The following is a 24,117-nucleotide window of genomic DNA, read 5'->3' as shown; positions in this document are numbered from 1 at the left end:
CGGCATGAAGTGATCCGTGCGGGCAGTGGCGCGCTCGAGAAGCAGCTCGCGCGGGCCTCCGAGGTGCACGAAGACGACCCCGGGCGCAGCAGCGCGGATACGGTCACGGTAGACGCGTTTCAGCGCGCTGCACGCCATCACCAGCCCCGATGCCCCCGCCTGGGCGTACTCGGCGCCGACGGCATCCAGCCAGGGCCAGCGGTCGTCATCCGTAAGAGGTGTTCCCGCGGCCATCTTGGTGCGGTTCGATTCCAGATGCAGCGAGTCGGCGTCGACGAACGGCACGGCCAGCGTCTCGGCGAGGGCGATGCCGACGGTGGACTTGCCCGCCGCCGACACCCCCATGACGCAGATCTGCGGGACGTGGGCGCTCACCAGTCGTGCACCGTTCCGTCAGCGAGCCGGTTGTAGGGCAGGTACGCCTGCTCGTACGGGTACTTGCCCGCCTCATCGACGTCGAGCTCGACGCCGATGCCCGGCTTCTCGCCCGGGTGGAGGAGTCCGTTCCGCCAGGTGAAGGACTGCTGGAAGACCTGGTCGCTCTTCGCCCCGTGCTGCATGTACTCCTGGATGCCGAAGTTGTGAATCGCAAGCCCCAGGTGCATCTGCGCGGCCATGCCGACCGGCGAGATGTCGGTCGGGCCGTGGAAACCGGACTTGATCTGGTAGATCGCCGCGTAGTCCATCGTCTTCTTCAGCGCCGTGATGCCGCCCATGTGGGTGACCGCGCCGCGGACGTAGTCGATGAGCTGATCGCGGACGAGATCCTTGAAGTCCCACACCGTGTTGAAGATCTCGCCGATCGCGAGCGGGGTGGTGGTGTGCTGACGCACCAGGCGCAGCGCCTCCTGATTCTCGGCAGGGGTGCAGTCCTCGAGCCAGAACAGATCGTACGGCTCGAGCGACTTGCCGAGCTTCGCGGCCTGCAGCGGCGTCATGCGGTGGTGGCCGTCGTGCAGGAGCGGGATGTCCGGGCCGAACTCATTGCGCACCGCCTCGAAGACGCCCGGGAGGTGGTTGAGGTAGGCACGCGTGTCCCAGTCCTCCTGCACGGGCTTGGCCCCGCGGCGCGCCGGCTCGTGATCGTAGCGCGCTTCGCCGCCGCCGGTGTCCGCGGACTGCGACGCGATGCCGTAGATGGCCTTGAGTCCGGGGACGCCGGTCTGCACGCGGATCGCGCGGTAGCCCTGCTCCTGGTGCGAGCGGATCGAGTCGAAGAGCTCGGGCAGCTCCTTGCCGGACGCGTGGCCGTAGGCGAGCAGCCCCTCGCGGGATGCTCCGCCGAGCAGCTGGTAGAGCGGCATCCCGGCCGCCTTCGCCTTGATGTCCCACAGCGCCATGTCGACGGCGGCGATCGCGGCCATCGTGACCGGGCCGCGGCGCCGGTACGACGAGCGGTACAGGAACTGCCAGGTGTCCTCGATGCGCGCGGCATCCGCGCCGATCAGCAACGGGACGACGTGCTCCTGCAGGTAGGCGACGACCGCCAGTTCGCGGCCGTTCAGCGTCGCGTCGCCGAGGCCGGTGAGGCCCTCGGCGGTCGTCAGCTTGAGCGTGACGAAGTTGCGGTCAGGGCTGGTGACGATGACCTCTGCCTTGTCGATGATCATGATTCCTCCAGTGGTATCGATCAGTGCGTGGGTCGCGGCTGTCCTCCGGGTCCTGGAACCAGGCGAGCTCCACGCTGCCCGTCTCCCTCGGACAGGTCTACCTCGTGCTCCCCATCGCCGGAGTCATCATCCTCTTCTACTCCGTGGCGCACATCATCGGCATCCTCGCCGGCTCCGTCGCCCCGATCGCCGAGATCGACGAGAACGCGGAAGCTGTCTGACATGGACACTCTGACGATCATCGCCAGCATCGTGCTCATCGGCGGCATCGCCGTGGGAATCGCCATCGGATTGCCGGTGGCCATCGCGATGGGTCTGCCCTCCATGCTCGCCGTGGGCATCCTCCTCGGCGATTGGAACGGCGCCGCCATGACTTCGGCTCAGCGCATCTTCGCCGGCAGCAACTCGTTCGCCCTGCTCGCGATACCCTTCTTCGTGCTCGCCGGTGGTTTGATGAACACCGGGGGCATAGCGGCGCGACTCATCGACCTCGCGCTCGTCATCGCCGGACGTCTCCCGGCCTCCCTGGCACAGACCACTGTCGTCGCGAACACCATGTTCGGTGCCGTCTCCGGAGCGTCCGTCGCCTCGGCCGCAGCCGTCGGCACCGTGCTCACACCTCGCATGCGACGCGAGAAGTACGACCCCTACTTCTCCGCAGCGGTCAACGCCGCGGCATCACCCGCCGGAATGCTGCTGCCGCCGAGCAACACCTTCATCATCTACTCGCTCGTCTCGAGCACGTCGATCGCAGCCCTGTTCATGGCCGGCGTCGGCCCCGGACTCATCTGGGCTCTCGTCTGCGTCACGGTCGTCGCACTGTACGCCAAGAAGCACCCCGAACTGCGGGCCGTCAACGCCGAGCGGCCGACGCTCGGTCAGGCCGCGATCGTCTTCCTCAAGGCCGTCCCGGCGCTGCTCATGATCGTCGTCGTCATCGGCGGCATCCTGCTGGGCTTCTTCACCGCGACCGAGTCCGCCGTCATCGCCGTGCTGTATTCGCTGGTGCTCGGCTTCGCGCAGCGCTCGCTCAAGGTCTCGGCGCTCCCGCGCATCGTGCTCGAAGCCTCGAAGGTCACCGGCATCATCATGCTGCTGATCGGCGTCTCCGGCATACTCGGCTGGGTGCTCGCCTTCGCCCGCCTGCCCCAGATGATCACCAGCGGCTTGCTCGGGTTCACCGACAACGTGTTCGTCGTCCTACTCATCATCATGGTCATCCTGCTCCTCGACGGAACCGTCATGGACCCGACACCGGCGATCCTCATCTTCACGCCGATCTTCCTGCCGGTGGTCACCTCACTCGGCGTCGACCCGATCCACTTCGGCGCGATGATGGTCTTCAACATGTGCCTGGGCAACATCTCCCCACCGATCGGCAACAACCTCTTCGTCGCCGCACGAGTCGGCGGCGTTCGGATCGAGGGCGTCATCCGACGGCTGTGGCCCTTCTTCTGGGCCCTGTGCGTCGGCCTGCTGATCGTCACGTTCGTGCCCGCCATCTCGACCTGGCTGCCCACTGTGCTCGGTCTCATGTGACATCGACTCCGATGCAGCGAAGAGGAGCACTGCCCGGAACGGGTGGTGCTCCTCTTCGTCGCTCCCTGCGATGCGCCCCTCAGAGCACCGTCACCTGCGCGTGCGGGATCCGCTGCTGCATCACCCGAATGGCCTCGGGGTTGTCGTCGACGAGCACGGCGTCGCGCCCGAAGGCCGAGGCGACCGCCCCGGTCGTGCCACTGCCCGCGAACAGGTCGAGCACCCGGTCTCCCGGGCGACTCGATGCCTGCACGATGCGTCGCAGGATCCCCTCGGGCTTCTGCGTCGGATAGCCGGTCTTCTCCCGGCCGGTGGTGGGCACGATCGTGTGCCACCAGACGTCGGTGGGGAGCTTTCCGCGCGCGGCTTTCTCTGCGGTGACGAGCCCGGGGGCCATGTACGGCTCGCGGTCGATGTCGTCGGCGTTGAACACGTGCCCGCCCGGTGTCTTCACGTAGACGAGGATCGTGTCGTGCTTGGTGGGCCAGCGGCTGCGCGACTTCGCCCCGTAGTCGTACGCCCAGATCAGTTCGTTGAGGAACGAGTCGCGCCCGAACACGGCGTCGAGCATGACTTTGGCGTAGTGCGCCTCGCGGTAATCGAGGTGCAGGTACAGGGTGCCGTCGTCGGCGAGCAGCCGCCACGCCTCCTCGAGGCGCGGCATGAGGAAGTCGCCGTAGTCGTCGAAGCGGTCGTCGTAGGTGCGGAGGATTCCGCGCACGCGCTCGTACTGGTGGCCGTGGAATCCGTGGCGGATCTCCTTCGGCGCCTCGTCGCCGTCCGCAGAACTCCGGAGTTCTGCGCCGGAACCGCGGGAATCGGCGGCCGAGACGGCGGTTTCGTCCTGTTTCTCCTGAGTTGTGAGAGAAGGATCAGCCGAGGCCGCAGGATCGACCGGGCGGGTGCGCCGGGCCGTGACGACCTGGCGCTCCCGCGTCCGCCCCGTGTTGAAGGGCGGGTCGAGGTAGACGAGCGTGAAGGAGGCATCGGGCAGCGCACGCGCAGCGGCGAGGTTATCGCCGTGGATGACGGTGACGGTGCCCGGCGTGGGCTCAACGGCTGCGGCCGGCTCGGTGGAGACGTCGGTCACGGAACACGACGCAACCACGCGTCGGTGGAGAACTTCGAGGCGACGAGCGCTTCGGCGTCGGCGTACTCGTCCGCGGTGATCGCGCTGTCCTCGGCGTCGGTGAGCGCACGGAACGTCTTCTTGAAGCTCTCGATGATCTCGCCGCGGCTGAGTCCGGTCTGGGTGCGCAACGGGTCGACGCGCTTCGCGGCGGAGGTCGTTCCCTTGTCGCTGAGCTTCTCGCGCCCGATGCGCAGCACCTCGGTCATCATCTCGCCGTCGATGTCGTACGAGATGGTCGCGTGGTGCAGCACACCGCCGTTGGCGAGGCGCTTCTGCGCGGCGCCGCCGATCTTGCCGGTGGGGCTGGCGATGTCGTTGAGCGGCTGGTAGGTCGCGTCGATGCCGACTTCGCGCAGGGCGTGGAGCACCCAGTCGTCGAGGAAGGCGTAGGAGTCGGCGAACGTCATGCCCTGCACGAGGGACGCCGGAACGTAGAGCGAGTAGGTGATGATCTGCCCGGCGGCCATGAGCATCGCTCCGCCGCCGGAGATGCGGCGGACGACGTCGAAGCCGTGTTTGGCGGCGCCGTCGGGGTCGACCTCGTTGCGGTACGACTGGAAGGAGCCGATGACGACGGCGGACTCCTCCCACTCCCAGATGCGCAGGGTCGGGCGACGGCGGCCTTCTCCGACGCGGGCGGTGAGCACCTCGTCGAGGGCGAGGTTCAGGCGCGGCGATACGGCCTTCTCGTGCACGATCTCCCAGTCGAAGTCGCGCCATCCGGGGGCGGTGACGAGGGCGCGGCGCACCGCGGTGCCGACCGATTCGGGGGTGAAGCCGAGCAGTTGCGCACCTTCGGGGAGCGCGCCGCGGACGGCTTTCGCGATCGTCGTGGCGTCTGTTTCGGCGGGCAGTCCGTTGACCGCGGCGTTGATGTCCTCAAGGGCGGAATCGGGCTCGAGGAAGAAGTCTCCGGCGAGGCGGAAGTCGCTGAGGCGTCCGTCCGTCACCTCGACGTCGACGACCACGAGCTTTCCACCGGGGACCTTGTACTCACCGTGCATGAGTCCAGCTTAACGCGGCGTCGCCGCCGTATGCCGGGGTCAGTCGCGGCGGGCGATGTGCTTGTCGAGCCAGGCGGTGAGGTCGGCTCGCACCTGCTGCTGCTGCAGCTCGTTGAAGATCTCGTGACGGGCGTCGGGGTAGACGAGCGTCGTGACATCGGTGTATCCGGAGCGCTGCCGGTAGTCGTCGGCCAGCTTGTGCACGCTGTGGGCTCCTCCGACGGGGTCGTCGCGGCCGACCATGAGCAGCAGGGGCACATCCCGCCGCGCGGCGAGGTCCTTCTTGGGCCTCCCGTAGAGTTTGAGCGCCTCGATCGGGCCGAACAGCTTCAGCAGCGGCACGTTCGTCGTGAGCGGGTCGTCGTCGAACGCCGACCAGACGGCGGGGTCACGGCTGAGCCATTCGTATCCGGTGGCTTCGGCGCCCTCCCATCTGGCGTTCAGCGGCGCGGCGTTGAGGTCTCGGGGCGTGCGTCGGGCGGACCCGGTGAGGATCACGGCGTCCCAGGCATCCGGGTGGTCGTTGACGAGCATCTGCGCGAGGAAGGACCCCCAGGAGTGCCCGAGCAGCACCAGGGGCAGGTCGGGGTGCTCGGTCCGGATGATGCCGGTCAGCTGCCAGACGGCTTCCTTCGCCGCGTGCAGCCCGCCTGTGCCGAGTCGGCCGAGTTTTTCGGGGCCGCCGTGCTGGCGGAGGCCGGTGCGGCCGTGCCCGCGGTGGTCGTCGGCGTAGACGATGAATCCGTCGCGGGTGAGGGCGTCGATGACGGCGCCGTAGCGGCCGGCATGCTCGCCGACGCCGTGGAGGAGTTGCACGATGCCGCGCGGCTCGCCGTCTGCGGCGTGGACGTCGTAGACGATCGTGACGCCGTGCGCGTCGGTGAACTCTGAAGTGGTGGGCATGCTTGCGAGTCTACAAACGCGCGGTCCCGACCGTCACAGTCCCAGGGCGGTGCGCATCGCGAAGGCGGCTTCACGATCGGTGACCTCGTAGCCGCCGACGCCGTCGGACGCGGATCCCATGCGCACACCCCGATCCCCGGCGGTCACGGTGCGCTTGGCGGAGAAGTGCAGGGCGTCGACGCCGGTTGCGGCGATGGCTGCGGCGCCGGCGGCGTTCACGCCGGATCCGGCCATGATCTCGATGCGCCCGTCGGCGACCTCGACCATGCGGCGGAGGGTGTCGACTCCGTCGATGGCGGCGGATGCTCCTCCGGAGGTGAGGACGCGACCGAGGCCGAGTCCGATCACGGCGTCGAGGGTTGCGACGGGATCGGCGGTGACGTCGATGGCGCGGTGCAGGGTGACGGATGCTTCGCCTGCGGCATCGCGGAGGCGGGCGACGGCGTCGAGGTCGAGGTCGCCGGCGGCATCGAGGGCTCCGACGACGACGCCGTGGGCACCGGCCTGCACGGCGAGTTCGACGTCGCGCACGGAGAGGGCGATCTCGTCGGCGTCGTAGTGGAAGCCTCCGGCACGGGGGCGGATGAGCACGTGGATCTCGGGGCCGCTCTCCCCCGCTGCGGCGAGCGCGAGCTCGAGGGTGGCGGCGGAGGGAGTGAGTCCTCCGAGGGCGAGGGCCTGGGTGAGTTCGACGCGAGCGGCGCCGACCTCCTGGGCGATGCGCACTCCGGCGGGGTCCTGGACGGCGAGTTCGAGGGCGATGTTCACGGCATCCATTCTGCCCCCTCCTCCGGAAAACTTAGTTAGACTACCTAAGTAATGACTGAATCGGATGATCTGCTCCACGCGACCGCGACCGATCTGCGCCTGTCGACCTTCCGCCTCGCCCGCCGCCTGCGCCGCGAACGCGCCGCCGATGGCCTGAGCGATGCGCAGTTCGCCGTGCTCGCCAACCTCCGTCTGCACGGCCGGCTCTCCATCGGCGACCTCGCCCAGCGCGAGCGGGTGAGCGCCCCCACCATGTCGAACTCCGTCGATGCGCTCGCCGACGCAGGCCTCCTCCTTCGCGTCCCCGATGAGACCGACCGCCGCCGGGTCAACATCGAGATCACGGCATCCGGCCTCGACATCGTCGCCGCCACCGTCGACAAGCGCGACTCCGCTCTCGCCGACGCCCTGCAGGAGTGCGATTTCACCGACGACGAACTGCGCACCCTGCGGACCGCATCCGCCCTGATGAGGAAGGTGGCCGAACGATGAGCGGCATGTTCCGATCTTTCCGCAGCTTCAACTACCGCACCTGGTTCATCGGCGGTCTGATCTCGAACGTCGGCGGATGGATGCAGGCGACCGCCCAGGACTGGGTCGTCCTCACCCAGCTCACCGACAACGATGCCACCGCCATGGGCTTCACCATGGCGCTGCAGTTCGGTCCGCCCCTCGTGCTCGTCAGCCTCACCGGCTGGGTCGCCGACCGCTTCGACCGGCGCAAGATCCTGCTCGTGACGCAGTCCGTGCTGATGCTGCTCGCCCTCGGCATCGCGGCGCTCCTGCTCACCGATGTGATGACGCTGCCGTTGATGTACTGCTTCGCGCTCGCCTTCGGGATGACGAACGCGTTCGATGCCCCCGCCCGTCAGGCTTTCGTCTCCGACACCGTGACGCTGGCGGATGCCTCGAACGCGGTCGCCCTGGGATCGGCATCGTTCAACATGGCCCGACTCATCGGTCCGGCGGTCGGCGGCGTGCTCATCATCGCGGTCGGAACCGGCTGGGTGTTCGTCCTCAACGCGGCGACCTTCCTCGCAATGCTCATCGCCCTCCTGATGATGCGCACCTCCGAACTCAACCCCCGGGTGAAGAGTTCGGGGCGCAGCGGCCTAGCCGAAGGTTTCCGCTATGTCTGGGGGCGCAGCGACCTGAAGGTCGTGTTCGTCATGGTGTTCCTGATCGGTGCCTTCGGCATGAACTTCCCCATCTTCGCCTCGACCATGGCGCTGGAGTTCGGACGAGACGCCGACGGGTACGGCCTCCTCAGCTCGGTGCTCGCGATCGGCTCCCTCGCGGGCGCGCTGCTCGCCGCGCGGCGCGATCGCGCCCGGGTGCGCGTGCTCATCATCGCCGCGGGCGGCTTCGGCGTCGCATCCATCATCTCCTCGTGGATGCCGACGTACTTCACCTACGCCGCCGTGCTCGTCTTCGTCGGCTTCTCGACCGTCACCACGCTGACCACGGCGAACGGGTATGTGCAGACCACGACCGATCCCGCCCTGCGCGGGCGCGTCCTCGCCCTGTACATGGCCGTCGTGATGGGTTCCACACCCATCGGCGCCCCGATCGCCGGCTGGATCACCGATGCTGCCAGCCCCCGCGTCGCGATTCTCGTCGGCGGCATCGCCGGCATCGCGGCTATGGCCGTGGGCCTGAGCTGGATCCTCTTCTCGGGCCGGCTACGGCGCCGGGAGGACTCCCGCTTCCGCCTCACGCTCGACGAGACGATGCCCCTCTCGGTGGTGCGCCCCGACCCGGTGGAGTTCAGCGACGAGGTCGCCGCATCGACGTCGCCGATCCGTCTTCCGAAGGACCGCTGAGCGGTCATCGCGCCGCGCACCGACATCGGTGCTGACACCGGGGGCGGCTTATCGCTACGGTGGGGGCATGACCGACGCGGGGGAAGTCACGAATCGGGATGCCGCGGCATCCGCCACACCGACCAAACGGCGCGCGCTGCCGCCGGTGCAGCGCTGGGTGTTCTGGCCGGCAGCCGCGATCATCGTCGCGTTCGTCGCATTCACGCTCATCGCACCCGGCATCGCCGAGAGCCTGTTCCTCACGATCCAGACGACGATCGTCAACGCCTTCAGCTGGTACTACGTGCTCATCGCCGTGGTGTTCGTCGCGATCAGCCTGTATCTCGGCTTCAGCCGCTTCGGCGACATCAAACTCGGCAAGGACGACGACGAGCCCGAATTCTCGATGCTCAGCTGGTTCTCGCTGCTGTTCGCCGCGGGAATGGGCATCGGTCTCGTCTTCTACGGCGTCAGCGAACCGCTCAGCCACTTCGTGAACCCGCGTCCCGGTGTCACCGGCACCCCCGAGCAGCTCGCCCAGGCCGCGCTCGGGCAGACCTACCTGCACTGGGGCGTGCACGCCTGGTCGATCTACGTCGTGATCGGGCTGGCCCTCGCCTACGCGATCCACCGCCGGCGCCGGCCGATCTCGATCCGCTGGACGCTGGAGCCTCTGCTCGGCAAGCGCGTCGAGGGCGGCTGGGGCCACACGATCGATGTGATCGCGCTCGTCGGCACGCTGTTCGGCGTCGCGACCTCGCTCGGCATCGGCGTGCTGCAGATCAGCGCGGGCCTCGACGTCGCGGGCCTCGCCCAGCCGACAGAGGGCACGCAGGTCGTGATCATCCTCATCATCTCGGTGTTCGTGCTCGCCTCCGTCCTCTCCGGCGTCACCAAGGGCATGAAGTGGCTGTCGAACATCAACCTCGTGATGGCGGGGCTGTTGGTCGTGTATTTGCTGATCATGGGCCCGAGCCAGTTCCTGCTGCGCGATTTCGTCCAGTCGATCGGCTACTACATCCAGAACTTCGTGGGCCTCTCGTTCAACGTCAGCGCTTTCCAGGGCGTCGCCGGCGAGGAGTGGCAGGCCGGGTGGACATCGTTCTACTGGGGCTGGTGGATCTCCTGGGCGCCCTTCGTCGGCATCTTCATCGCCCGCATCTCGAAGGGTCGCACGGTGCGCGAGTTCGTCGCCGGAGTCATCCTCGTTCCGACCCTCATCGGCATCCTGTGGTTCTCGGTGCTCGGCGGATCGGCCCTCGCCCTGGAACTCGCCAACCCGGGCACCTTGACGACGCCGGAGGGCGGCGTCGATCTGCAGGGCGCGCTGTTCCAGCTACTGCAGCACGTGCCGGGAACGGCCGTGATCAGCCTCGGCGCCGTGCTGCTGATCGCGATCTTCTTCATCACCTCGGCCGACTCAGGCGCCCTCGTGATGGGTATGATCGCCACGGGCGGTCAGCAGAACCCGAAGCGCTGGATCCGCACCTTCTTCGTCGCGGTGACCGCGGCGCTCGCGATCGCCCTGCTCCTGGCCGGCGGCCTCACCGCCCTGCAGACCGCGGCGATCACGATCGCCCTGCCGTTCAGCGTCGTCATGCTCCTGATCTGCTGGTCGACGATTGTTGCGTTCACCCGCGAACGCCGCGCCTACGCCCGAGCAGAACGGGCGCAGCTCATCGACAAGATCGGCGACTACTACGGCCTCGAGGTCGAGTCCCGCGATGCTGCGGGCGTGCTCGGCGCGCAGCCGCGCTGGATGCGCAACCTGCAGAAGCGCCTCGGCCTCCCGGTGGCTCCGACCACGCCGATCCGCATCCCCACCGAACTGCTCACGGCCGAGAGCCGGGCGGATGCCGGGCCCGCGATGCTCGACGTCGACGAGCTCGTGTCGTCGGATGAGCTCTCCGCGCACGATGATCCCGACGTCCCCGAGCACGGTGAGGACGACACCCCCGCCGTGCGTTGAGCGGCGCAGTCGCGCCCGCGTCTGCGGAACCGGTCAGTCGGCGAGCACGACGCGCAGCTGTTCCAGAGCCCAGTCGATCTCGGTCGCACGGATCACCAGCGGCGGGGCGATGCGGATCGTCTGCCCGTGGGTGTCCTTGACGAGCACGCCGCGCGTCATCAGCCGCTCGCTGACCTCACGGCCCGTGCCGATGGCCGGGTCGATGTCGACTCCGGCCCAGAGCCCCGCGACCCGCACATCGGTGACGCCCTGACCCACGAGCTTCTGCAGTCCGGCCTCGAGGTGCTCGCCCAGCATCCGGGCCCGCTCCTGGAACTTCCCGGTCTCGAGCATCTCGACGACTTTCAGCCCGACGGCCGCCGCGAGCGGGTTGCCGCCGAAGGTGGAGCCGTGCTCCCCCGGGCGGATGACGCCGAGCACATCGCGGTCCCCGACGACCGCCGACACCGGCAGGATGCCGCCACCGAGGGCCTTGCCCAGCAGATACAGATCGGGCACGACGCCCTCGCGGTCGCAGGCGAAGGTCTCCCCGACGCGTCCGAGGCCGGCCTGGATCTCGTCGGCGATGAACAGGACGTTGCGCTCATCGCAGATCTCGCGGATGCGGCGCAGATACCCTTCGGGCGGGATGATGACGCCCGCCTCGCCCTGAATGGGTTCGACGAGCACAGCCGCCGTGTCGTCCGTGATGGCTGCGGCGATGGCATCCGCATCTCCGAAGGGAACCCGATCGAACCCCGGGGCGAAGGGCCCGAAGCCCACCCGCGCCGTGTCGTCGTCGCTGAAGCTGACGATGGTCGTCGTGCGGCCGTGGAAGTTTCCGGCGGCGACGACGATGCGTGCGGCGTCCGGGGCGATCCCCTTGACGCGGTACCCCCAGGCGCGGGCGACCTTGATGCCGGTCTCGACGGCTTCCGCGCCGGTGTTCATGGGCAGCACGAGTTCCTTGCCGCACAGGCGCGCGAGGGCCTCGGCGAACGGCTCGAGGCGGTCGTTGTCGAAGGCTCGGCTGGTGAGCGTGATGCGCCCGAGCTGCTCGGTCGTGGTGGCGATGAGTTCGGGATGCCGGTGCCCGAAGTTCACGGCGGAGTAGGCGGCGAGCAGGTCGAGGTAGCGCTTGCCGGCGGTATCGGTGACCCACGCGCCCTCGCCGGAGGCGATCGTCACGGGCAACGGGCGGTAGTTCACGGCGACGTGGCTCATGCCTGCTCCGTCCCGCGCAGTTCCAGCGTGCAGCACTTGATGCCTCCGCCGCCGAGCAGCAGCTCGGACAGGTCGATCATGATCGGGTTGTATCCGCGTTCGCGCAGCTGCGCTTCGAAGCCCGTCGCGCGCGGCGAGATGATGACGTTGCATCCATCGCTGGCGGAGTTCAGCCCGAACACCGCACCGTCGGCTTCGGCGACGCGGATGGCGTCCGGGAAGCGCTCCTCGAGGATCGCGCGCCCGGCCGCATCGAAGGCTCCGGGCAGGTAGGCGATGCCGGGGGTCTGCCCAGGTGCGACGACGGGATCGAGCACGGTGAGCGCGGTGTCGAGGTGGTAGAAGCGCGGGTCGACGAGCTTCAGGGAGACCACCTCGCGGCCGAAGACCTCACCGACCTCGCGGTGGCTGTGATCCGTGGAGCGGAAGCCGCTGCCGGCGAGGATCGTATCGCCGGCGAGGAGGAAGTCCCCCTCCCCCTCGTTGACCTCGTGGGGTTCGACGGTGTCGAATCCGGCGGCGCGGAACCACTCGGCGAACGCGGGAGCCTCACCGGCGCGCTCGACGAAACGGAACTTCGGCACGTAGGCGCGGCCGTCGATGACGAATCCGCCGTTGGCGGTGTAGACCATGTCGGGGTAGCCGGCGAGCGGTTCGATGAGCTCGACCTCGTGGCCGAGCTCGCGGTACAGGTCGTAGAGCGTCTGCCACTGGGCGAGTGCCCGGGCTGTGTCGGTCGGCCTCGCGGGTTCCATCCACGGGTTGATCGTGTAGCTGACCGTGAAGTGCTCAGGCCGGCACATCAGGTAGCGGCGGCGGTGCGCCGTGCGCTGTGCTGCGGTCCGGGCGGTGGTCGTCTCGGGCGTCGACATCGTGCTCCTCAGAAGAGTTGCGGCGGACGCTGTCCAGGGGCCCGGCGGAAGTTCGACCCGTCGCTCACGAGGCGAGCGGGGAAGATGCGACACGGACACGCCACCCATATTCTGACATCCGCAGACCCTCGAGGGCCAGCACGGCGCGGGTCAGATGACTCCGGCGCTCCAGTCGTCCGGGGTGCCGAAACGGTGCGCGGTGATCGAGATCGCCTGCTCCTGAACGAACGGCAGCAGCTCGATCCGGCCGGCCGAGGTGACCTCGCCGTCATACACGGCGAGTCCCGGGTCGCCGTCCAACGCGGTCGCGACGGCGCGTCGGGCGGATGCCACGGCCGCCCGTGAGCCGACGAGGCGCACCCGTCCGGGACGGGCGCCGTCCGACGCATCCCGCGCGGCGACCATCCGGGCGATCCACTCCTCTTCGCTCTCGACGGCGATGAGGGTCCCCAGCTCGGAGAGCACATGGCGAACCTCGGCGGGAAGCCCGACGGGTGTGGAGAGGAAGTACCCGGATCCGGCGCGGATCGCGGCGATCACGACGCGCAGCAGCTCATGCCAGGAGGCGTCGCCGCTCGCACGGATCATCACCGGAACCGACCGGTAGCGGAAGAGGTTGCGCTCGATGCCCAGTTGCGAAACGTCGCGCACCTGGCCGAATTCACGGTCCCAGGCCACGGCATCCGCCAGAGCCGACCGTCGCAGCCATTCGAAGCTCTCGAAGTCGAGCGATGGCTGGGCCGCCTCGATGAGATCCGTGATGCGGGTGTCGAGACCGCGCAGGTGCAGCGTGCTCGAGGCGTGCCCGCCGCTGCGCGAGCGCCACGTGCCGAGCCCGATGAGATAGTTCGGGCCACCGGCCTTGGCACCGGGGCCGACCGACGACTTCTTCCACCCCCCGAAGGGCTGGCGCTGCACGATCGCTCCCGTGATCCCACGGTTGACGTAGAGGTTCCCCGCCTGCACGGCGCTGAGCCACTGCGCGAGATCATCCGGGTCCTGCGTGTGCAGTCCGGCGGTGAGGCCGTATTCGACGGCGTTCTGCATCTCGATCGCGTGGCTGAGGGAGGGCGCGTGCATGATGCCCAGCACCGGTCCGAAGAACTCCTCCCGGTGGAAGCGGGATCCGGGCTGCACGCCCACGCGCACGCCAGGGCGCCAGAGCCTGCCGGTCTCATCGCCGGCGACGGGTTCCGGCGCGATCAGCCACCGCTCATCGCCCTCCAGTTCGCGCAGGGCCCAGGCGAGCTTGCCCTGCGGGCGTTCGATGACGGGGCCGACGTCCGCGCGAGGGTCTTCGGGCCATCCGACGCGCAGCGAGCGCACGGCGTCCACCAGCTGACGGGCGAAGCGAGACGACCTCCCCACCGGACCGACGAGGATCGCGAGCGATGCCGCCGAGCACTTCTGCCCGGCGTGCCCGAAGGCGCTCTGCACGAGATCGGCGACCGCCAGGTCGAGATCGGCCGACGGCGTGATGATCATGGCGTTCTTGCCGCTCGTCTCGGCGAGGAGCGGCAGGTCGGGGCGCCAGGAGCGGAAAAGCTCGGCCGTCTCCCACGACCCGGTGAGGATGACGCGATCGATGCTGTCATGCTCGACGAGAGCGCGTCCGTGCTCATCCTCGTCGACGTCGAGGAGCTGGAGCACATCGCGAGGAACGCCCGCTTCCCACAGCGCCTCCGCGACGACGGCCGCACAGCGCCGTGCCTGCGGCGCGGGTTTGAGCAGCACGGTCGACCCCGCGGCGAGCGCCGCGAGCACGCCTCCGGCGGGGATCGCGAGGGGGAAGTTCCACGGCGGCGCCACGAGCGTGACACGGGCCGGCTCGAAGGCGGCCCCGGGGATGCTGTCGAGCTCACGGGCCTTCGCGGCGTAATAGCGGGCGAAGTCGACGGCTTCGCTGACCTCGATGTCGGCCTCGCGGAGCACCTTGCCGGTCTCGGATGCTGCGACCTCGATGAGTTCCCCGCGCCGCGATTCGAGGGCGGCGGCGGCGCGCAGGAGGGCCTCGGCGCGCTCCGCCGCGGGATGCGACCCCCAGACGGCGGATGCGGTGCGAGCGCGTGCGACGGCCGCGTCCAGAGCATCGGCGTCCTCGATGCGCGCCGCGCGCAGCGTGGACGCGCCGATCCGCGAATCGGCGATGCGCGCGTGGATGCCGCGCGCCCATTCGCGGTTCGCGGGGAGTGCGGGATCGCTGTCGGCCACGTTCATGAAGCCCGGGGCGCCGCCCACGGTCGTATCGCCCTCGCGGCGCGCGTAGACGGCCGTCTCGACATACATGCCGGAGGCCTGCGAACCGCGCGCGATCCCCAGCACGGTGCGGGTGAGGCCTCCGTCGTCCGCCGTGGTGACCGGTGCCGGCCGGAGGGACTCGTGCACGGGGGCGGAGCGGTCCTGGATGCGCTGAGGAGCCGTCCTCAGCGTCGCATCCGTCGAGCGTTCGACCGCTCGTCGATACCGGTCGCGCTCCCGGTCGAAAAGGCGCCCGTCCTCATGCAGGTGGAAGGCCGCAGACAGGAAGTTCTCGGACTGGGCGTTCTCCTCGAGCCGGCGCACGAGGTAGCTGATCGCGACGTCGAACTCCTCGGGCTTCACGACCGGGACATACAGCAGAACCGGTCCGACCTCGCGGGAAACCGCCTGAACCTGCCCCTGAGCCATGCCGAGCAGCATCTCGAAATCGACGCCGTCGCGCACACCCCGCTCCCCCGCGAGCAGCCAGGCGTGCGCGATGCCGAACAGGTTGTGACCGGCGACCCCGATGCGCACCGCGGCGATGTTCTCCGGCGTCAGCGCGGCATCCAGCATCCGCAGGTAGTTCGCATCCGTGTCGAGTTTGGTCTCGTAGGTGGCCTGCGCCCACCCGTGCATCACGGAATCCACCCGCTCCATGGCGAGGTTCGCTCCCTTGACGAGGCGCACCTTGATCGGCGCGCCTCCGCGCTGGATGCGATCGCGCGCCCAGGCGGTGAGCTCGCGGAGCGCACTGAGCGAATCCGTGAGATACGCCTGCAGAACGATGCCGGCCTCGAGCGTCAGAAGGCGCGGATCCTCGAGGAGCCGGGTGAAAACGGCGATCGTCAGATCGAGATCGCGGTACTCCTCCATGTCGAGATTGATGAACGTGCCGGTCTTCGCTGCGGTGACGTAAAGGGGTGTGAGCCTGTCGACCACGGCGTCCACGACGTCGTCGAACGCCCACATCGAGATGCGGCTGATGATCGCCGAGACCTTGACGGAGACGTACTCGACGTCATCGCGGCGGATCAGATCGTGGATGCCGTCGAGGCGGCGCTGCGCCTCGCGCTCCCCGAGCACGGCTTCGCCGAGGAGGTTCAGGTTAAGCCGGGCCCCGTCCGCACGCAGTCTCTCGATCGCCGCGCCGAGCTTGGCCGGGCGGGCATCGACGACGAGGTGGCCCACCATCTCGCGCAGCACCCGACGGGCGATCGGAACAGTCGGCGCGGGCAGCACGGGCGCGATGCCGCCGCCGACGCGCACGGCTCCGCGCAGGTACCAGGGCAGGAACTCCGGCACGATCGGCGCGATCCGCTGCAGTTGCGCCGCGGCAGCCCCCAGAGACTCGGGGCGCATCACGCCATCGACGAATCCGAGGGTGAAGGACAGGCCGTTCGGATCCTGCAGAACATCGGCCAGACGCGCAGCCGCCGGGTCGGTCTCCGCATCGGCCGCCTCGGCGATCCAGCGCCGGGCGAGATCGATCGAGGAATCGATGAGGGAGACGGACTCTGACATGTGCTCAGCCTACGAGCGCGGCCGCCGCTCGCCGGGGTGACACACTCCACCTTCTTCAGGCGGAATCCCGCGGGTCAGCTCCAGATGCTGGGAGCCTGGGCGCGGGTCGAGGGCAGAGCGGATGCCGCCGCCCACTCGTGCACCCAGGCCTCGACGTCCGGCAGCCCCTCGGGGCGGCCCACCGCGGCGAAGAGCTCATCGTGCGTGACCGTGCCGCCCGTGCGCTTGAGCATGCGGGCGCGCACGAGGACTCGTGTGTAGATCTCTCCGTCCACGACGGCCCGATGCTCGAGATAGATCGCGGTGTCGTCGTGGCCGAGCAGGCGCGATTCGATGTCGAAGCGCTGCCAGAGCTGCAGAGATTTGCGGAACGTGATCGTCTCGGACGACACCACGGCGTACCAGCCCTCGCGCTTCATGACATCGGCCATGCCCGTGCGGATCAACAGGTCCCATCGGCCCAGGTCGAACAGCGACAGGTAGCGGCCGTTGTTCATGTGGCGCAGCAGGTCGATGTCGGTGAGCAATGTGCGTGCGCTCACCCGCCCGATCGCCGTCGGTTCGATGCGCCCCTCACGGCGCAGTCGTCGCTGCGCCTTCCACATCACGAGCAGGGTTCGCCAGATCACGTTCACGAAGGACGATCGTAGTCATCGGCCACAGTCCTCCGAACTCCGTTGTGGGATTCGCACAGCACCCTCCCCCGATTTCGTCTTCGCGGGGGCCGCGCGTAGAGTCGCCGCATGAGCGATGATGCCCAGCCTGAAATCATTGTCCGTCCGGTCCGTGATGTCGATGCCGAAGCCCTCGGCCGCGTGCACGCCGCGTGCTGGCACGAGACCTACGATCATCTGATCAGCACCGCGGCCCTCGAGAAGGTGTCGCCCCGGCGCATGGCCGAGCTGTGGACGAACTGGGCCGCGCAGGGCCCCGACTTCAAGATGCACGCTGCCCTCGCCGATGGCGAGATCGTCGGATTCGTCGGTTCCGGTCCCGCCCGCGACAAGGACGCCCCGGCGTTCCGCGAGCTGTACTTCATCTACCTGCTCGAGGCCTACCAGGGCACCGGCCTCGGCAAGCGGCTCTTCGATGCCGCCGTCGAGCAGGACGAGCCGCTCTACCTATGGGTGGCCGAGGACAACCCTCGTGCGCACCGCTTCTACGACCGCAACGGCTTCCACCTCGATGGTGCGAAGCACACCGAACCCTTCCTCGGGGAGACGCTCACCGAGGTTCGGTTCGTCCGCCCCTGACCAACACGAATGCGCTGGTGCGCCGCCCCCGGGCAGCGCACCAGCGCATTTTCTGTTTCTCAGCGGCTGCTGACCGTTCCGAACAGCTTCGCGATCGGCGCGAGGACCATCGGCCGGGCGGCGATCCACGCCGCGGCAATCACGACGAGGGATGCGACGAAGAACCAGAACCCGGTCCAGTTATCGGCGTAGACCCCTGGATCGACCGACCCCTGAGCGGCGAACATGTGGTTGAGGTTGCGCAACGCACCCGTCGCGAACACGAGGAACACGTGAATCGCGATGAACACGACGAAGTACAGCATCACCGGGAAGTGCACGGCGCGCGCCCACTCGATCGGGTATGCCTTGCTGAGCTTCTCGGCCTTCTTCGGCCACATCCCGCTCATCCGGAATCCGGTGGCGGCCGCCAGAGGCGCCGCGATGAAGATCGTCGTGAAGTAGGCGATCTGCTGCACGGAGTTGTAGTTCGCCCACCCGTTCTCGGTCGGCCAGTCCAACGAGATGTACTGCAGGATCGCGGAGAGCGCGTTCGGGAAGACCTCCCAGCTGGTGGGGATCACCCGCATCCACTGCCCGGTGGCGAACAGCAGCACGATGAACACGACGCCGTTGACGAGCCAGAGGATATCGAGCGACTGGTGGAACCAGATCGTCAGACTGACCTTGCCCTGGCCGCTGCGCGGGGTCCAGAACGCCGTCGGACGCTTCTCGGTACGAATCCGCAGACCCGACCGGATGATCAGGACCATGAGGAACACGTTGAAGAAGTGCTGCCATCCGAGCCAGCCGGGGAAGCCGACCGGCGCCCCCTCGGGCAGGTGGTACTCGCCCGGGTAGGTCGTCAGGAAGTCCTGCAGCGGCGTGGTGCTCAGCAGCCAGCGGACGAAGAACACCGCCATCGCGGCCGCCCCCAGCAGCGCGATGCCGCCGATGACGACGACGCCCGCCCACTGCCCCTTCGTGAAGGGCCCGTGCCGCACCGGCTCGGGATCCGGAGCGCCGTGACGCGGCGCATCCCCCTGCCAGACCGTGCGCTGGAAGGGCAGCGGAACACTGATGTCGTTCACCGGCGCCGCCGGGGCCTCGGATGCCGCGACCGCGGTCTCCGAGGAAACAGGAGCCGTTTCGGGCGCCGTGGTGGGCACGGCCGCAACCGTCGCAACCGCATCGGCGGGAGGCCACGGGTCGCCGCCCGGCCTACGCGGCAGGCCGCGGCGGAGAGCGACGCCGGATGGCACGACTGCCTCGACGCGTTCCACCCGCTCAGCCACCAGGGGCTCTGCGGCAGGCGCGGGCTCCGGGTCGTCGACCGGCGAAACCGCCGGAACGGGCTGAGCGGCAACGGGGTCGACGCCGGCCCGAGCACCTGCATCGGCCGGAGGCCACAGCTCGCCACCGGGCGTGCGCGGCAGTCCCCGGCGGAGTGCGACGGTCGGCGAAGCGACGGTTTCGGATCGCTCCGCCCGCGGCGCAACCGGAGCAGCGACAGCCGGAGCGGCCTGGACTGCCGGCGCCTCAGCCGCGACCTCGGGCGCCGTTGCCGTCGCCGACACAGGCTGATCGACGAAGGAGTCGAAAGCATCTGCCGCCACAGCATCCGCGGGAGGCCAAGGATCGCCGCCCGGGACGCGAGGGAGTCCGCGTCTCAGCATCCGTCTACTTCTTCCGTGCGTCGAGAGCGTTCACGATCTGCGGCAGCACCGTGAACAGGTCTCCGACGATGCCGAAGTCGGCGATGTCGAAGATCGGAGCATCGGGGTCCTTGTTGATCGCGACGATCGTCTTCGCCGTCTGCATGCCGGCCCGGTGCTGGATGGCACCGGAGATGCCGACCGCGACATAGAGCTGCGGCGAGACCGAGACACCGGTCTGACCGACCTGGTGCGCATAGGGGATGTATCCGGCGTCGACCGCCGCACGCGAAGCGCCGATCGCCGCGCCGAGCGAATCGGCGAGCTGCTCGACGAGCACGAACTGCTCCTTCGAGCCGAGACCACGACCGCCCGCGACGACCTTCGCCGCACCGCGCAGGTCGGGGCGCGAGGATTCGACCTCGATGACCTCGACGGCACCGGCCGTCGCCGCCCGAGCACCCGACGGCGCCACCTCGATCGCTTCGACCACCGGCGAGGCCACGGCCTCGGCACGCGCATCCACCGCCCCCTGACGCACCGTGATCACCGGAGCGCCGAACGTCGGCGCCGAATCCACCAGGTACGCCCCGCCGTAGACGGAGTGGTGCGCGACGATGCCCTCATCATCGCGGGAGACGCCGATCGCGTCGACCGAGACCGCAAGCTTCTCACGCACCGCGAAACGACCGACGACATCGCGGCCCGTGATCGAGTTCGACACGAGAACCGCATTCGGGCGCACACGCTGGAACGCCGCCTGCAGGGCGTCGACGATCGGAACCGTCAGCGTGGCGGCATCCGCCTCGGCGGTCAGGATGATGGGTGCTCCGGCAGCAGCGACGGCATCCACCGCGCTCTGCGAGCCACCGGGAACCAGCGCGACCGGCGAGCCGATCGTCGCTGCGGCGCCGATCAGAGCCGCGGTCGATGTCGCAGCGTCGCCGGCGGGGGTCACATCGACGAGGACGAGGATTGCGTCTTCGGGGTAGCTCATCATCACACCAGCCTGTTCTGCGCGAGGAACTCCACCAGCTGCGCGCCGGCGTCGCCCTCATCCGTGATCTTCACGCCCGCCGCACGCGGGGGCTTCTCCGAGACCGTCGTCATGATCGTCTGCGGGGCGGCACCCGGGTCGGCCGAGACACCCAGATCGGCGAGGGAGAGCACCTCCAACGGCTTCTTCTTCGCCGCCATGATGCCCTTGAAGTTCGGGAAGCGCGCATCCGGGAGCGCCTCGGTGATCGAGATCACCGCGGGCAACGACGTCGTGACCTGCTGAGCGCCGTCATCCGCCGCGCGCGTGCCCGAGACGGCATCCTCGGCGATCTCGACCGCGCTCAGAGCCGTCGCACTCGCGAAGCCGAGGTGCTCGGCGAGCATCGCCGGCAGCATTCCGCCCGAGCCGTCCGTCGACAGATTTCCCGTGATCACCAGATCGGGTTCCGCCCGGCGGATCGCCGCAGCGAGAACCTGGGCGGTCAGACCGAGATCGGCGCCGACGAGCTGCTCATCAGCGACATGCACCGCCGAGCGCGCACCGATCGCCAACGAACGGCGAATCGACGCCGTCGACGCCTCGGGAGCCATGGACAGAGCCACGACCTCGGTGCCGGCGTTCTTATCGGCATACGACAGGGCGACCTCGAGCGCGCGCTCGGTGATCTCATCGAGAACCACATCGCCGGCGCCGCGATCGGCCAGCCCGGTCTCGAGATTCAGTTTGCGATCGCCATACGTGTCCGGCACTTCTTTGACCAGGACGAAGATCTTCATCGATTACTCCTCACGACTGTCGTCGAGTCTACTGCGCCGTGCCCGAATGTAGGCAATCCGGCCGCTCTGATCCGACCTGACCCCGCCCCGACGCCCATAATGTATACAGAACGTTGGGGCGAGGGCAGGCCGCACGATGGAAGCTGCACGTGTGCGAGCTACTCGTGCGTCGCGAAGCTGTGCGCCAGGACCCAGGACGGGAAATCGGCGATCTTCGCATCGATGAGGAACGGACCATTCCGCGGGCCGTCGAGCCACGTCTGCAGCGGCGCCAGGTCCTCGAGCCGACGGACCGTGATCGCCTCGCACCCGAAGCCCCGTCCGATCGCCGCGATGTCCGTCTCCGGGAAGACGACCGTCTCCAGGCGCTCCGTCTCCTCCTCGAAGTGATGCACCTCCGCACCGTAGGCGTGATCGTTGTAGACCAGGACGATCAGGGGCAGCTTCATGCGCACCGCCGTGTCGAGCTCGGCCAGCGACATCATGAACCCGCCGTCGCCGACGCCTGCGATCGTGACACGATCGGGCTGTGCGATGCTCGTGCCGATCGCGCTCGCCAACGCGAGGCCGATCGACTGGAAGGCCAGCGGGATGACGTATCCGTCGTTGTCGGGGACCCGCAGCAGCATGGCCGGGTATGCGTTGAAGTTGCCACCATCCGGGACCACGACCCGCTCCATCGGAACCATCGCGTCGATCGCGTTCGTCAGCGCCCGGGGGTCGATCCTGCCGCTGCTCGGGTCGTTCGCATCGATCGGTTCGGTGCGGTCCTCGAACGGCTGGTCGCTCCAGTTCAACGACGCCGCCACCCGGGCGGCCGTCTCCGGCGTGCGGTAACCGACGCGTGGCCCTTCGGACTCGAGCAGATCCGCGACGGCGGCGGCGGTCAGAGCGCTGTCGCCGAGCACCTCGAGATCGACCGGGAAGTGGAACCCGAAGGCCGACACCGTGTCATCCACCTGGATCACATAGGGGTCGCGGATGAAAGATCCATCCCGCGTCGTCCAGCGGTTCAGCGCCGCGCCGAACGCGACGATGACATCGGCCTCCCGGATCAGCTCCGCGGCGCCGTCGGTGGAGAAGCCGCCCATGACGTCCAGGTGCCACGGGTCCTCGTTGAAGAGGCCGCGTCCGACCGCGGTCGTCGTCAGCAGCGCCCCCGTCAGATCCGCCAGACGACGGATCTGCCCGGCGGCGTCCACGGCTCCACGGCCTCCGACGAAGACGGGCCGCTTCGCGCCCCGCAGCCGATCGGCGATCTGCGCCACGGACTCGGGTGCCGCGCCGGGAGCCGGCGGGGCGACCGGAGGCGACAACCGCTCGAGCTCCGCGATCTGCTCGGGCGTGGCATCCGCCCGCTGGAAGTCCAGCGGCATCGAGAACACGACGGTTCGTCGCCCCGCGATGGCGGTCGTCACCGCCCGAACGATGTCGCGCAGTGCGGATGCCGGAGAGTAGATGCGCTCGGGCACCGCGCCCATTCCGGCGACCACGTTGTCCTGGTCGATCCAGAAGTTGCTCTCGTACTCCCCACCCGGCGTATCCCCGGCGAGCACGAGCACCGGGGTGCGCGACTTCGCGGCCTCACCGATCCCGGTCAGGGCGTTGGAGAGCCCGCACCCCTGGTGCACCGTCACAACCGAGAGCCGGCCGGTCGTCTGCGCGAAGGCATCCGCCATGCAGGCCGCCCCCATCTCGTGACGCGAACCGGTGAACGGAACCCCCGCCTCCAGCGCCGCGTTCGTGGCGCGGAAATTGCCGCTGCCCACGACGCCGAACATATGTGCGCCACCCAGACGCGCCACCGCGCGTCCGATCAGTTCATCGATCTTCATCAGAGTCACTCCTATCGATGCCCGCCTCTCAGAGCGCCGGCATCCCCTTCTGGTTCACATATGCGTCATCGAGCGCGAGCTCCTGCTGACCCCACTCGGCGAAGATGGCGTCGTACACCCCGTCATCCATGAGCGCCTGGACGGTCTCCTGCAGGAGCGCGACCTTGTCGTCCTGCCCGTTCTCCACGCCGAAGGCGATCGGCGCGACCATCTCGAGATCTCCGACGAGCCGGAACTGATCGGGCTGGGTGTCGGCCATGTAGAGCATGTACGAGACGCTGTCGTATGCGACATCGATGCGACCGGCCTCGAGCGGCACGGTAATCAGGGTGTTCGAGAAACCTGTCACGGTCGTGCCCGGAATCCCGGCCGCATCGCACTCGGCGGCCTTGTCCTCGGCACGAAGCTCCTGGTCGGTGCCCTTGATCACGCCGATGTGGCGACCGCAGATGTCATCCTTGGTCTCGATATCCGAATCGGCTGCCGTGAGGTAGGCGACTCCCGCCGCCAGATAGTCGACCAGGGTCAGCACCTCACGCCGCTGCGGGTGGTCGCCCGTCGAAGCGGTGAACGCGTACTTGCCGGCCATGACACCGGGCACATGACCATCGAAAGCGACAGCTTCCATAGTCACATCAACGCCCCACTTGGCAGCCATCGCCGCGACCAGGTCGGGCTGGAGGCCGACCACCTCGCCCGTCTCGTCCACATAGGCGTTCGGCTGCAGGACCTTGACGGGAACCGTGATCCCGCCCTTCCACTCGGCGGGAACGCGATCGGCGAGTTCCTGGTCCGCGACGATCGTGTGGCCGTACAGCTCCAGTCCTTCGCTTCCCGCGTCGTCACCGCCCTGCGTCGCTGTGCAGGCGGGCAGTGCGACAGCCGTCGCCATGAGCGCGGCGAGCACCGCGGCCTTATTGAATCGGGATGAAGCGCGCATACCTATCGGGTCCAATCATTCTCGACGTTGAGGATGCTCCCATCATGAAGAGCAGGATGCCTCGACTCACCGAACTCTCTCGCCCAGCAGAATTTGCCGATTCTCCGAGCCGTCC

21 protein-coding genes are annotated in these 24,117 nt (G+C 68.5%); 6 read left to right on the top strand and 15 right to left on the bottom strand.

The features are described from left to right. On the bottom strand, positions 1-375 hold a 375-nt coding region (locus tag Q0Z66_RS07230), incomplete at its 3' end, for a gluconokinase, GntK/IdnK-type (protein ID WP_298039562.1). Then, positions 372-1,610 (bottom strand): D-mannonate dehydratase ManD, encoded by a 1,239-nt coding sequence (manD, locus tag Q0Z66_RS07225; protein ID WP_298039561.1) that lies wholly within the window; start codon positions 1,608-1,610, stop codon positions 372-374. The genes manD and Q0Z66_RS07230, both read right to left, overlap by 4 nt. A gap of 23 nt (positions 1,611-1,633) precedes the next feature. On the opposite strand from manD, the gene Q0Z66_RS07220 reads away from it, so the two are divergent. Continuing rightward, positions 1,634-1,831 carry a hypothetical protein gene (locus tag Q0Z66_RS07220; protein WP_298039558.1) on the top strand — a complete coding sequence of 66 codons (198 nt, stop codon included), beginning with the start codon at positions 1,634-1,636 and terminating at the stop codon, positions 1,829-1,831. 1 nt (position 1,832) lies between these two features. After that, complete coding sequence (locus Q0Z66_RS07215) at positions 1,833-3,149, top strand: TRAP transporter large permease (protein ID WP_298039556.1); 1,317 nt, start codon at positions 1,833-1,835, stop codon at positions 3,147-3,149. Positions 3,150-3,228: 79 nt separating this feature from the next. On the opposite strand, the gene Q0Z66_RS07210 is transcribed toward Q0Z66_RS07215, so the two are convergent. From Q0Z66_RS07210 to Q0Z66_RS07195, 4 genes are read right to left on the bottom strand one after another with little or no spacing between them, the layout of a single operon-like run. Beyond that, on the bottom strand, positions 3,229-4,239 hold the full coding sequence (locus Q0Z66_RS07210) for a DNA methyltransferase (RefSeq protein WP_298039554.1): 1,011 nt from the start codon (positions 4,237-4,239) through the stop codon (positions 3,229-3,231). After that, entirely contained in the window at positions 4,236-5,285 is a 1,050-nt protein-coding gene (locus Q0Z66_RS07205) for a biotin/lipoate A/B protein ligase family protein (RefSeq protein WP_298039551.1), read from the bottom strand. The genes Q0Z66_RS07210 and Q0Z66_RS07205 overlap by 4 nt, the downstream gene beginning before the upstream one ends. 39 nt (positions 5,286-5,324) lie before the next feature. Beyond that, entirely contained in the window at positions 5,325-6,188 is an 864-nt protein-coding gene (locus Q0Z66_RS07200; protein WP_298039549.1) for an alpha/beta hydrolase, read from the bottom strand. A 33-nt stretch (positions 6,189-6,221) separates the two neighbouring features. After that, a complete protein-coding gene (locus Q0Z66_RS07195) occupies positions 6,222-6,965 on the bottom strand; it encodes a copper homeostasis protein CutC (protein WP_298039547.1) in 744 nt (247 codons plus the stop codon). Positions 6,966-7,007: 42 nt separating this feature from the next. On the opposite strand from Q0Z66_RS07195, the gene Q0Z66_RS07190 reads away from it, so the two are divergent. The 3 genes from Q0Z66_RS07190 to Q0Z66_RS07180 all read left to right on the top strand — a co-directional run bounded on the left by Q0Z66_RS07190 (position 7,008) and on the right by Q0Z66_RS07180 (position 10,727). Beyond that, complete coding sequence (locus Q0Z66_RS07190) at positions 7,008-7,448, top strand: MarR family transcriptional regulator (protein ID WP_298039543.1); 441 nt, start codon at positions 7,008-7,010, stop codon at positions 7,446-7,448. A gap of 5 nt (positions 7,449-7,453) precedes the next feature. Then, positions 7,454-8,779 carry an MFS transporter gene (locus Q0Z66_RS07185; RefSeq protein WP_298039542.1) on the top strand — a complete coding sequence of 442 codons (1,326 nt, stop codon included), beginning with the start codon at positions 7,454-7,456 and terminating at the stop codon, positions 8,777-8,779. Between the two features lie 67 nt (positions 8,780-8,846). After that, positions 8,847-10,727 (top strand): BCCT family transporter, encoded by a 1,881-nt coding sequence (locus tag Q0Z66_RS07180; RefSeq protein WP_298039540.1) that lies wholly within the window; start codon positions 8,847-8,849, stop codon positions 10,725-10,727. Positions 10,728-10,760: 33 nt separating this feature from the next. On the opposite strand, the gene rocD is transcribed toward Q0Z66_RS07180, so the two are convergent. The 4 genes from rocD to Q0Z66_RS07160 form a co-directional block, all read right to left on the bottom strand. After that, positions 10,761-11,930, bottom strand: a complete 1,170-nt coding sequence (gene rocD / locus Q0Z66_RS07175) for an ornithine--oxo-acid transaminase (protein WP_298039537.1) — start codon at positions 11,928-11,930, stop codon at positions 10,761-10,763. Continuing rightward, positions 11,927-12,802 carry a dimethylargininase gene (gene ddaH / locus Q0Z66_RS07170; RefSeq protein ID WP_298039536.1) on the bottom strand — a complete coding sequence of 292 codons (876 nt, stop codon included), beginning with the start codon at positions 12,800-12,802 and terminating at the stop codon, positions 11,927-11,929. Before ddaH ends, rocD begins: the two co-directional genes overlap by 4 nt. Positions 12,803-12,952: 150 nt before the next feature. Beyond that, positions 12,953-16,564, bottom strand: coding sequence for a bifunctional proline dehydrogenase/L-glutamate gamma-semialdehyde dehydrogenase (locus Q0Z66_RS07165; protein ID WP_298039534.1), 3,612 nt, complete (start codon positions 16,562-16,564; stop codon positions 12,953-12,955). 74 nt (positions 16,565-16,638) lie between these two features. Beyond that, positions 16,639-17,199, bottom strand: a complete 561-nt coding sequence (locus Q0Z66_RS07160) for a thioesterase family protein (RefSeq protein ID WP_298039532.1) — start codon at positions 17,197-17,199, stop codon at positions 16,639-16,641. Positions 17,200-17,307: 108 nt separating this feature from the next. Between Q0Z66_RS07160 and Q0Z66_RS07155 the strand changes: the two genes are divergently transcribed. Beyond that, positions 17,308-17,817, top strand: coding sequence for a GNAT family N-acetyltransferase (locus Q0Z66_RS07155; protein ID WP_298039530.1), 510 nt, complete (start codon positions 17,308-17,310; stop codon positions 17,815-17,817). A gap of 59 nt (positions 17,818-17,876) precedes the next feature. Here Q0Z66_RS07155 and Q0Z66_RS07150 read toward each other — a convergent pair whose 3' ends face one another. The 5 genes from Q0Z66_RS07150 to Q0Z66_RS07130 all read right to left on the bottom strand — a co-directional run bounded on the left by Q0Z66_RS07150 (position 17,877) and on the right by Q0Z66_RS07130 (position 24,002). Next, complete coding sequence (locus tag Q0Z66_RS07150) at positions 17,877-19,472, bottom strand: cytochrome b/b6 domain-containing protein (protein WP_298039527.1); 1,596 nt, start codon at positions 19,470-19,472, stop codon at positions 17,877-17,879. Between the two features lie 4 nt (positions 19,473-19,476). Then, positions 19,477-20,451, bottom strand: a complete 975-nt coding sequence (locus tag Q0Z66_RS07145; protein ID WP_298039525.1) for an electron transfer flavoprotein subunit alpha/FixB family protein — start codon at positions 20,449-20,451, stop codon at positions 19,477-19,479. Then, entirely contained in the window at positions 20,451-21,227 is a 777-nt protein-coding gene (locus tag Q0Z66_RS07140) for an electron transfer flavoprotein subunit beta/FixA family protein (protein WP_298039523.1), read from the bottom strand. Before Q0Z66_RS07140 ends, Q0Z66_RS07145 begins: the two co-directional genes overlap by 1 nt. Before the next feature lie 158 nt (positions 21,228-21,385). Beyond that, a complete protein-coding gene (locus tag Q0Z66_RS07135) occupies positions 21,386-23,062 on the bottom strand; it encodes a thiamine pyrophosphate-binding protein (RefSeq protein ID WP_298039520.1) in 1,677 nt (558 codons plus the stop codon). A 28-nt stretch (positions 23,063-23,090) separates the two neighbouring features. Then, positions 23,091-24,002, bottom strand: coding sequence for a transporter substrate-binding domain-containing protein (locus Q0Z66_RS07130; protein ID WP_298039518.1), 912 nt, complete (start codon positions 24,000-24,002; stop codon positions 23,091-23,093). Between the last annotated feature and the right edge of the window lie 115 nt (positions 24,003-24,117).

This window comes from uncultured Microbacterium sp. (genome assembly GCF_947632095.1).
Classification (GTDB): domain Bacteria; phylum Actinomycetota; class Actinomycetes; order Actinomycetales; family Microbacteriaceae; genus Microbacterium.
Note: the sequence above shows the minus strand (reverse complement) of the source record. Positions and strands in the feature narration are given on the sequence as shown.

Excerpts from the sequence above, each read along its gene's own strand:
- manD (WP_298039561.1), bottom strand. The coding sequence starts at position 1,610 with ATGATCATCGACAAGGCAGAGGTCATCGTCACCAGCCCTGACCGCAAC.
- Q0Z66_RS07215 (WP_298039556.1), top strand. The coding sequence starts at position 1,833 with ATGGACACTCTGACGATCATCGCCAGCATCGTGCTCATCGGCGGCATC.
- Q0Z66_RS07205 (WP_298039551.1), bottom strand. The coding sequence starts at position 5,285 with ATGCACGGTGAGTACAAGGTCCCCGGTGGAAAGCTCGTGGTCGTCGAC.
- Q0Z66_RS07200 (WP_298039549.1), bottom strand. The coding sequence starts at position 6,188 with ATGCCCACCACTTCAGAGTTCACCGACGCGCACGGCGTCACGATCGTC.
- Q0Z66_RS07195 (WP_298039547.1), bottom strand. The coding sequence starts at position 6,965 with ATGGATGCCGTGAACATCGCCCTCGAACTCGCCGTCCAGGACCCCGCC.
- Q0Z66_RS07190 (WP_298039543.1), top strand. The coding sequence starts at position 7,008 with ATGACTGAATCGGATGATCTGCTCCACGCGACCGCGACCGATCTGCGC.
- Q0Z66_RS07185 (WP_298039542.1), top strand. The coding sequence starts at position 7,454 with ATGTTCCGATCTTTCCGCAGCTTCAACTACCGCACCTGGTTCATCGGC.
- Q0Z66_RS07180 (WP_298039540.1), top strand. The coding sequence starts at position 8,847 with ATGACCGACGCGGGGGAAGTCACGAATCGGGATGCCGCGGCATCCGCC.
- rocD (WP_298039537.1), bottom strand. The coding sequence starts at position 11,930 with ATGAGCCACGTCGCCGTGAACTACCGCCCGTTGCCCGTGACGATCGCC.
- ddaH (WP_298039536.1), bottom strand. The coding sequence starts at position 12,802 with ATGTCGACGCCCGAGACGACCACCGCCCGGACCGCAGCACAGCGCACG.
- Q0Z66_RS07165 (WP_298039534.1), bottom strand. The coding sequence starts at position 16,564 with ATGTCAGAGTCCGTCTCCCTCATCGATTCCTCGATCGATCTCGCCCGG.
- Q0Z66_RS07155 (WP_298039530.1), top strand. The coding sequence starts at position 17,308 with ATGAGCGATGATGCCCAGCCTGAAATCATTGTCCGTCCGGTCCGTGAT.
- Q0Z66_RS07150 (WP_298039527.1), bottom strand. The coding sequence starts at position 19,472 with ATGCTGAGACGCGGACTCCCTCGCGTCCCGGGCGGCGATCCTTGGCCT.
- Q0Z66_RS07145 (WP_298039525.1), bottom strand. The coding sequence starts at position 20,451 with ATGATGAGCTACCCCGAAGACGCAATCCTCGTCCTCGTCGATGTGACC.
- Q0Z66_RS07140 (WP_298039523.1), bottom strand. The coding sequence starts at position 21,227 with ATGAAGATCTTCGTCCTGGTCAAAGAAGTGCCGGACACGTATGGCGAT.
- Q0Z66_RS07135 (WP_298039520.1), bottom strand. The coding sequence starts at position 23,062 with ATGAAGATCGATGAACTGATCGGACGCGCGGTGGCGCGTCTGGGTGGC.
- Q0Z66_RS07130 (WP_298039518.1), bottom strand. The coding sequence starts at position 24,002 with ATGCGCGCTTCATCCCGATTCAATAAGGCCGCGGTGCTCGCCGCGCTC.